Genomic DNA, 6,082 nt, shown 5'->3' on the forward strand with positions numbered 1-6,082 from the left:
GGACACGCCTTCCGCGCCTGGCGCCGGAACAAGACGTGGGCCAAGCATGAGCCCGAGACCCCGTATCTCGCCGACCTGCTCTCCGGTGCGCCGGTCTGCCTGCACGTGGGCGCCAGCGACGGTCGCCATTCCTATGTGATGACCCAGGTGGCCCCCAAGGCGCGCATCTACGCCTTCGAGCCGTCGGCGTTCGCGTTCGAGGTGTTGAAGGTCGGCATCGCCTGGCACCGGATCGGCAAGCAGGTCACCGCCATCCACGCCGCCGTGGCCGACAAGCCGGGCGAGCTGTTGCTGGTCACGCCGAAGAAGACCTCGGGGCGGATGGGGCGGGCCTACGCCTACGTGGCGGAGACGCCGCCGAACGGCCAGGTGCGCCCCGACCTGGAGGACACCGGCATGGACATTCAGCCGACGCCGGTGATCACCCTGGACGGCTATTGCGCCGAGCACGGCATCGACCGGGTGGACTTCATCCGCATGGACATCGAGGGAGCCGAGCTGAAGGCGCTGATGGGCTCGCTGGCGATCCTGGACCGCGACCTGCCGCACGTGCTGCTGGAGATCCATCCCGACATGCTCCAGGCCCGCTTCGGCGCCTCAGGCGAGGCGGTGCTCGACCTGTTCCGCGACCGGGGCTACCGGATGTTCGCCCTGAACGGCGAGCGGCTGGAAGAGCGCACGACCCTCGTCGAGGGCGCGCCGTGGAAGGACTACTTCTTCATCCACCCGAACCGCGCGGCGCGCCTGCCGGACGGGGTGTTCAAGGCGCGGATGGCCGCCTGATCGTCTGGGAACATTGTTTTCCGAGCGCGGTGTTCGAAGATTCTGAAATATCACGCGGTTATCTCAGAGGCGCGATCCTGAATGCCTGAAATGGATTTCAGAGATCGCAGGTGTTGGGGCGTCGAGCACTCAAGACTATCTTTATTTAAATCTTAAAGGTCGCGGTTGAAGTGCTTCAAGCGTTGAGGGGCGGTCTTCGTCGGAGAAGAGCCGCCTTTCAACTGCAAGAGCGCTATTTACAACCTATGCGTTTCTCTCGCGGGGCGATCGGGAATGAGCAACGACCACGATCTCACGAAGCGACTGGCCTTCGTCGGCATGGACGAGACCGTCCGCGCGACGCTGCGCCGCCTGCAGCCGGTGGTGCGCCGGGAGATCGGACCGGCCCTGGACGCGTTCTATGCCCGGGTGCGCCAGACGCCCGAGACCAACCGCTACTTCTCGAGCCCCCAGCATATGCAGGGCGCCGCCGGCCGGCAGGCCGACCACTGGGGCGTCATCACCGAGGCCGACTACGGGCCGGCCTATGCCGACGGGGTGACCGCGATCGGCCAGGCGCATGCGCGTCTGGGGCTGGAGCCGCGCTGGTACATCGCCGGGTATTCGCTGGTGATGGAGCATCTGGTCCGGGCGGTGGTGCGCGAGCACTGGCCCCGGGGGCTCGGCCGCGGCCGGGGCGCGGACGAGGCGGGTGACGCCGTCGCCGCGCTGGTCAAGGCGGTGCTGCTGGACATGGACCTGGCCGTCTCGATCTATCTCGACACGCTGAAGGCCGAGCGGCAGCGGCTGGAGACGGCGCGCGTGGCGGCCGAGGCCGAGCAGACGACGGCGGTGGCCGCCGTGGGGCAGGGGCTGTCGCAACTCGCCGGGGGCAACCTGACCGTCCGGCTGGAGGAGGCGCTCGGGACAGGCTTCGAGGCGCTGCGCAGCGACTTCAACAACGCCGTCGGCACGCTGGAGCACACGATCGCCCAGGTGGCGGGCGGGGTCGGCACGATCCGCGACGGCGCGGACGAGATCAGCGACGCGGCCGAGGACCTCTCGCGCCGCACCGAAACCCAGGCGGCGAGCCTGGAGGAGACAGCCGCCGCGCTGGAGCAGATCAGCGCCACGATCCGCGAGGCCGCCGCCAGCGCCGCTTCGGCGGGCGACGCCGTGACCGAGGCCAAGACCGAGGCGGAGGCGGCCGGGCGAGTGGTCGGCGACGCCATCGGCGCTATGGGCCAGATCGAGGCGTCCTCGCGGGAGATCGGCCAGATCATCGGGGTGATCGACGAGATCGCGTTCCAGACCAACCTGCTGGCCCTGAACGCTGGCGTGGAAGCGGCCCGGGCGGGCGAGGCGGGCAAGGGCTTCGCGGTCGTGGCGTCGGAAGTGCGGGCCCTGGCCCAGCGCTCGGCGCAGGCGGCCAAGGAGATCAAGACGCTGATCGGCGCGTCGTCCGAACAGGTCGAGACCGGTGTGAAGCTGGTGGGGCAGACGGGCGGGGCGCTGGAGTCGATCATCGAGCGGGTCACGGTCGTGGACCGGCTGGTGCAGGGCATCGCCAACGCCGCGCGCGAGCAGGCCGCCGGCGTGGGCGAGGTGAACGCCGCCATCCACGAGATGGATAAGGTCACCCAGCAGAACGCCGCCATGGTGCAGGAGACGACGGCGGCGACGGCATCGCTGAAAGGCCAGGCCACGGCGCTGGCGAGCGTTACGGCGTCGTTCCGCATCACGGGGTCGGGTCAGGCGCGCCCTGCGAAGGGGGCGGCTCCCCGCGCGGTCGAGACGCGCCGCGCACCGCCGGCCCCGGTTCGGGTGGCCGCCGCCGGGCGCAGCGAAAGCTGGAGCGACTTCTAGGTCCCGAGCACGCCCAGGTCGCGGAGCAGCGGCAGCCGCGAGGCGGTGAATTCCGCGATCCGCTGGGCCAGCTCGGCCTCGTTGGCGGTTTGGTCCTCGAGCACCGCGCCGTCCTTCCGAAGCCTGCGCCCGGTGCGGGCAAGGATATCCCAGCCCCGGTGAGCCATGGCTCGGGGCGCCTCTTCGCCGGCCATGTGCGCGCTGACCGCAAGCACCTCTTCAAGCTTCAGGTCCACGCCCGTCCCCACGCCGCCGGCGGCGAGCTGGCTGGGAATCTCGCCAAACGCCATGCGGTCGAGCAGCGCGCGGTTGAAGCTCGCCGCTGAGGCGCCCGCGCGATCTGGAACACACGGGTGGATCTGCCGGCGGCCCGTCAGCAGCGTCAGGGCCTGGAGCACAACGTCCTCGCGGGCCTGGGCGAGGCGGAGCAGTTCCCGGAACGTCTTCGGCCCGTCGGCGAGCGCGTCGAGGACGGGGCGGTACACCTGCGGATTGCCGGACAGCGTGCCGATGGGGACGGTGGAATCCAGGCCGACGTCGCCCGCCGGGACGAGTAGCGCGAACGGCGTCGCGTCCAGCAGAGCGTCGCGCTCCTCTCGCGTCAGCGGATTGACGCCGCGCACGAAGACGTCGCGGCGGAATACCCGGTTGCTGGCGTAGTCCAGCAGCGTCTCGCGCCACGTCCGGTCGCTCGCCCCCTGGATCATCGGCTGGAGGGGAGCCGGCGCCGACAGGTGCACGATGTCGTCGGCGAGGCCGGCGGAAGCCGCGAGGGTGAGGCGGGCCCCGGCCATCTGTCCCGCGACGTCGGCCGAGAAGAGCGGCTCGGAGCCCAGGTTCAGGTATTCGTGGGCCAGGTACTCGGGCGGTCGGTTCAAGGCCTGCGCGATGCGGGCCTTCAGCGAAGGCGCGCCCTTGAAATAGAGCGCGCCGCCTTCCTGTATCTCCTGGGCGGCCTTCAAGGCCGTGACGATGCGCGTCGTAAGGTCGCCTGCGCCCTGCGCGACATGGTCCTGGATGAAGCGCTGCAAGGCCGCGTTGGCCGACCAGCCCGGCAGGCAGTTGTAGGACACGTAGACCAAGCCGCCGGGTTTCAGCAGACGGTCGATGATCTGCACGATCATCGCGCGGTTCTCGACGCTGACCCAGCTATAGACTCCGTGCAGCGCGATCACGTCGCATTTCGGCCAGCGGCCGTCGGGCGCGGCCAGCATTTGCGCGAAGCTATCGTCGGCGAACGTCACGTTGGAGAGCCCGGCCTCGGCGGCCAGCCTGGCGGCATTGGCGATCTGCGCCGGGTTGAAGTCGACGCCGACGAACTGCATCCCCGGGTTGGCCGCCGCCAGAAGGTTCAGTCCGAAGCCCTGGCCGCATCCGAGCTCGAGGTACGTGGCCCCGGTCCCCAGCGCAGGCGGGCGGATCGACTGGCGCAGGCAGCAGAACGCGAGGTAGCCCGGCGCCAGCTCGGGGTAGAACTGGCCCGTGTACTGGATCTCGGTGACGTAGCCGTCCGACCAGCCGGCCATGCGCGCTCCTGAGAGATCGGGCCGTTCGCGACCCCACCGGCTTCGATGCCCGCATTCCTTCCGGGCGCCAAGGGCGCCGAAGCTCAGCATCCAATTCAGATACGGTTCCGTATCTGGCGTGACGCCGACAGTTCGGGTAAGCAGCCGCCGCCCGATGCGATAGCGTTCGGCCAACAACGAAACCGGAGGACCCGCCGTCCATGCTCGCCCTGATGATGGATCGCCCGCTCACCCTGCCATCGATCCTGGAGCATGCCGCGCTCTACCATGGCGACCGCGAGGTCGTGACGCGCACCGTCGAGGGGCCGATCCACCGCTACGGCTACCGAGACGCCCTGAGCCGCGCCAAGCGGATGGCAAAGGCGCTGCTGGCGCTGGGCGTGAAGCCGGGCGACCGCGTGGCGACCCTGGCCTGGAGCACCCACCGGCACTTCGAGCTCTATTTCGCCGTCACCGGCATCGGGGCGGTGCTGCACACGATCAACCCGCGCCTGCATCCGGACCAGGTGGTCTGGGTGGCCGACCACGCCGAGGACAGCGTGCTGCTGTTCGACATCACGTTCTCGGACCTGGTGGCCGAGATCGGTCAGCGCATGACGACGGTGAAGACCTTCGTGGCGATGACCGACGCGGCGCATGCGCCCACCGGCGTGGCGGCCTATGAGGACCTGCTGGCCGCGCAGGACGACGACTTCGCCTGGCCGGATATCGACGAGCGGAGCGCGTCGGGCCTCTGCTACACCTCGGGCACGACGGGCAATCCGAAGGGGGTGCTGTATGGGCACCGCTCGACGGTGCTGCACGCCCTGGCGCTGGCGCTGCCCGACGCCTTCGACCTGTCGGCGCGGGATGTCGTGATGCCCTGCGCCCAGATGTACCACGCCAACGCCTGGTGCACGCCGTACGCCGCGCCGCTTGTGGGGGCCAAGCTGGTGCTGCCCGGGCGACTGCTGGACGGCCCGAGCGTGGCCGAGCTGGCCGCGGGCGAAGAGGTGACCTTCGTGCTGGGCGTGCCGACGATCTGGGTGGGCGTCGCCGACCACCTGGATCAGACGGGCGGACGCCTGACCTCGGTGCGGACGATCGCCATCGGCGGGTCGGCCCCCACCGCGGCGCTGATCTCGCGCATTGAGGAACGGCTCGGCGGCAAGGTGCGCCAGATCTGGGGGATGACGGAGACTTCGCCGCTGGGCGTCATCAACACGCCACTGCCGACTCATGCCGGCGACACGCCGGAGGCGGCGCTGCAGCGCAAGCTGAAGCAGGGCCGCGGCCTCTGGGGCGTGGACCTGCGGATCAGGGGCGACGACGGCCGCGAGCTGCCGCGCGACGGCAAGAGCGCCGGCGCCCTGCAGGTGCGGGGGCCCTGGACCGCCAGCGCTTACTTCAAGCAGGACGGCGCCACAGCGTTCACGGCGGACGGCTGGTTCGACACGGGCGACATCGCCACCATCGACCCCGAGGGCTACCTGCGCCTTACCGATCGGGCGAAGGACGTGATCAAGTCGGGCGGGGAGTGGATCTCGACGCTGGACCTGGAGGACGCCGTCTGCTCGCACCCGGCCGTCGCCATGGCCGCCGCGGTGGGCGTGCCGCACCCCAAGTGGGACGAGCGACCTCTGCTGCTGGTCACGCTGCGTCCCGGGCAGGGCGCCGACCCGGAGGACCTCAAGGCACATGTGGCCGCCCGCGTCGCGAAGTGGTGGACGCCGGACGAGGTGCGGATCGTCGAGGCGCTGCCCATCGGGCCCACCGGCAAGGTGCTGAAGCGCGAGCTGCGTGATGCGCTGGCGACACAGGGGGCGACGTCGTCACGCGGATGACCAAAAGCTAACAGAACCGCGCCTTGCACCGTGCGTTAGGCTTCCCAGGTGACACTGTGCTGAAGTCGGAGGTCGGGCGTGGCGAGGAAGCGTCCCAAAGGCGTG

4 protein-coding genes are annotated in these 6,082 nt (G+C 69.9%); 3 read left to right on the forward strand and 1 reads right to left on the reverse strand.

Annotated features, from left to right (window positions below; all coding sequences use genetic code 11):
• Both Q0L11_RS12210 and Q0L11_RS12215 read left to right on the forward strand, forming a co-directional pair.
• Positions 1-783: FkbM family methyltransferase (locus Q0L11_RS12210; protein ID WP_296597568.1), on the forward strand; the 783-nt coding region annotated here is incomplete at its 5' end.
• A gap of 273 nt (positions 784-1,056) precedes the next feature.
• Positions 1,057-2,628 carry a globin-coupled sensor protein gene (locus tag Q0L11_RS12215; protein WP_296597569.1) on the forward strand — a complete coding sequence of 524 codons (1,572 nt, stop codon included), beginning with the start codon at positions 1,057-1,059 and terminating at the stop codon, positions 2,626-2,628.
• On the opposite strand, the gene Q0L11_RS12220 is transcribed toward Q0L11_RS12215, so the two are convergent.
• Complete coding sequence (locus tag Q0L11_RS12220; protein WP_296597570.1) at positions 2,625-4,154, reverse strand: class I SAM-dependent methyltransferase; 1,530 nt, start codon at positions 4,152-4,154, stop codon at positions 2,625-2,627. The genes Q0L11_RS12215 and Q0L11_RS12220 overlap by 4 nt on opposite strands.
• Before the next feature lie 200 nt (positions 4,155-4,354).
• On the opposite strand from Q0L11_RS12220, the gene Q0L11_RS12225 reads away from it, so the two are divergent.
• Complete coding sequence (locus Q0L11_RS12225) at positions 4,355-5,977, forward strand: long-chain fatty acid--CoA ligase (protein WP_296597571.1); 1,623 nt, start codon at positions 4,355-4,357, stop codon at positions 5,975-5,977.
• Positions 5,978-6,082 lie beyond the last annotated feature (105 nt).

Source organism: Phenylobacterium sp., from assembly GCF_024508875.1.
Classification (GTDB): domain Bacteria; phylum Pseudomonadota; class Alphaproteobacteria; order Caulobacterales; family Caulobacteraceae; genus Phenylobacterium.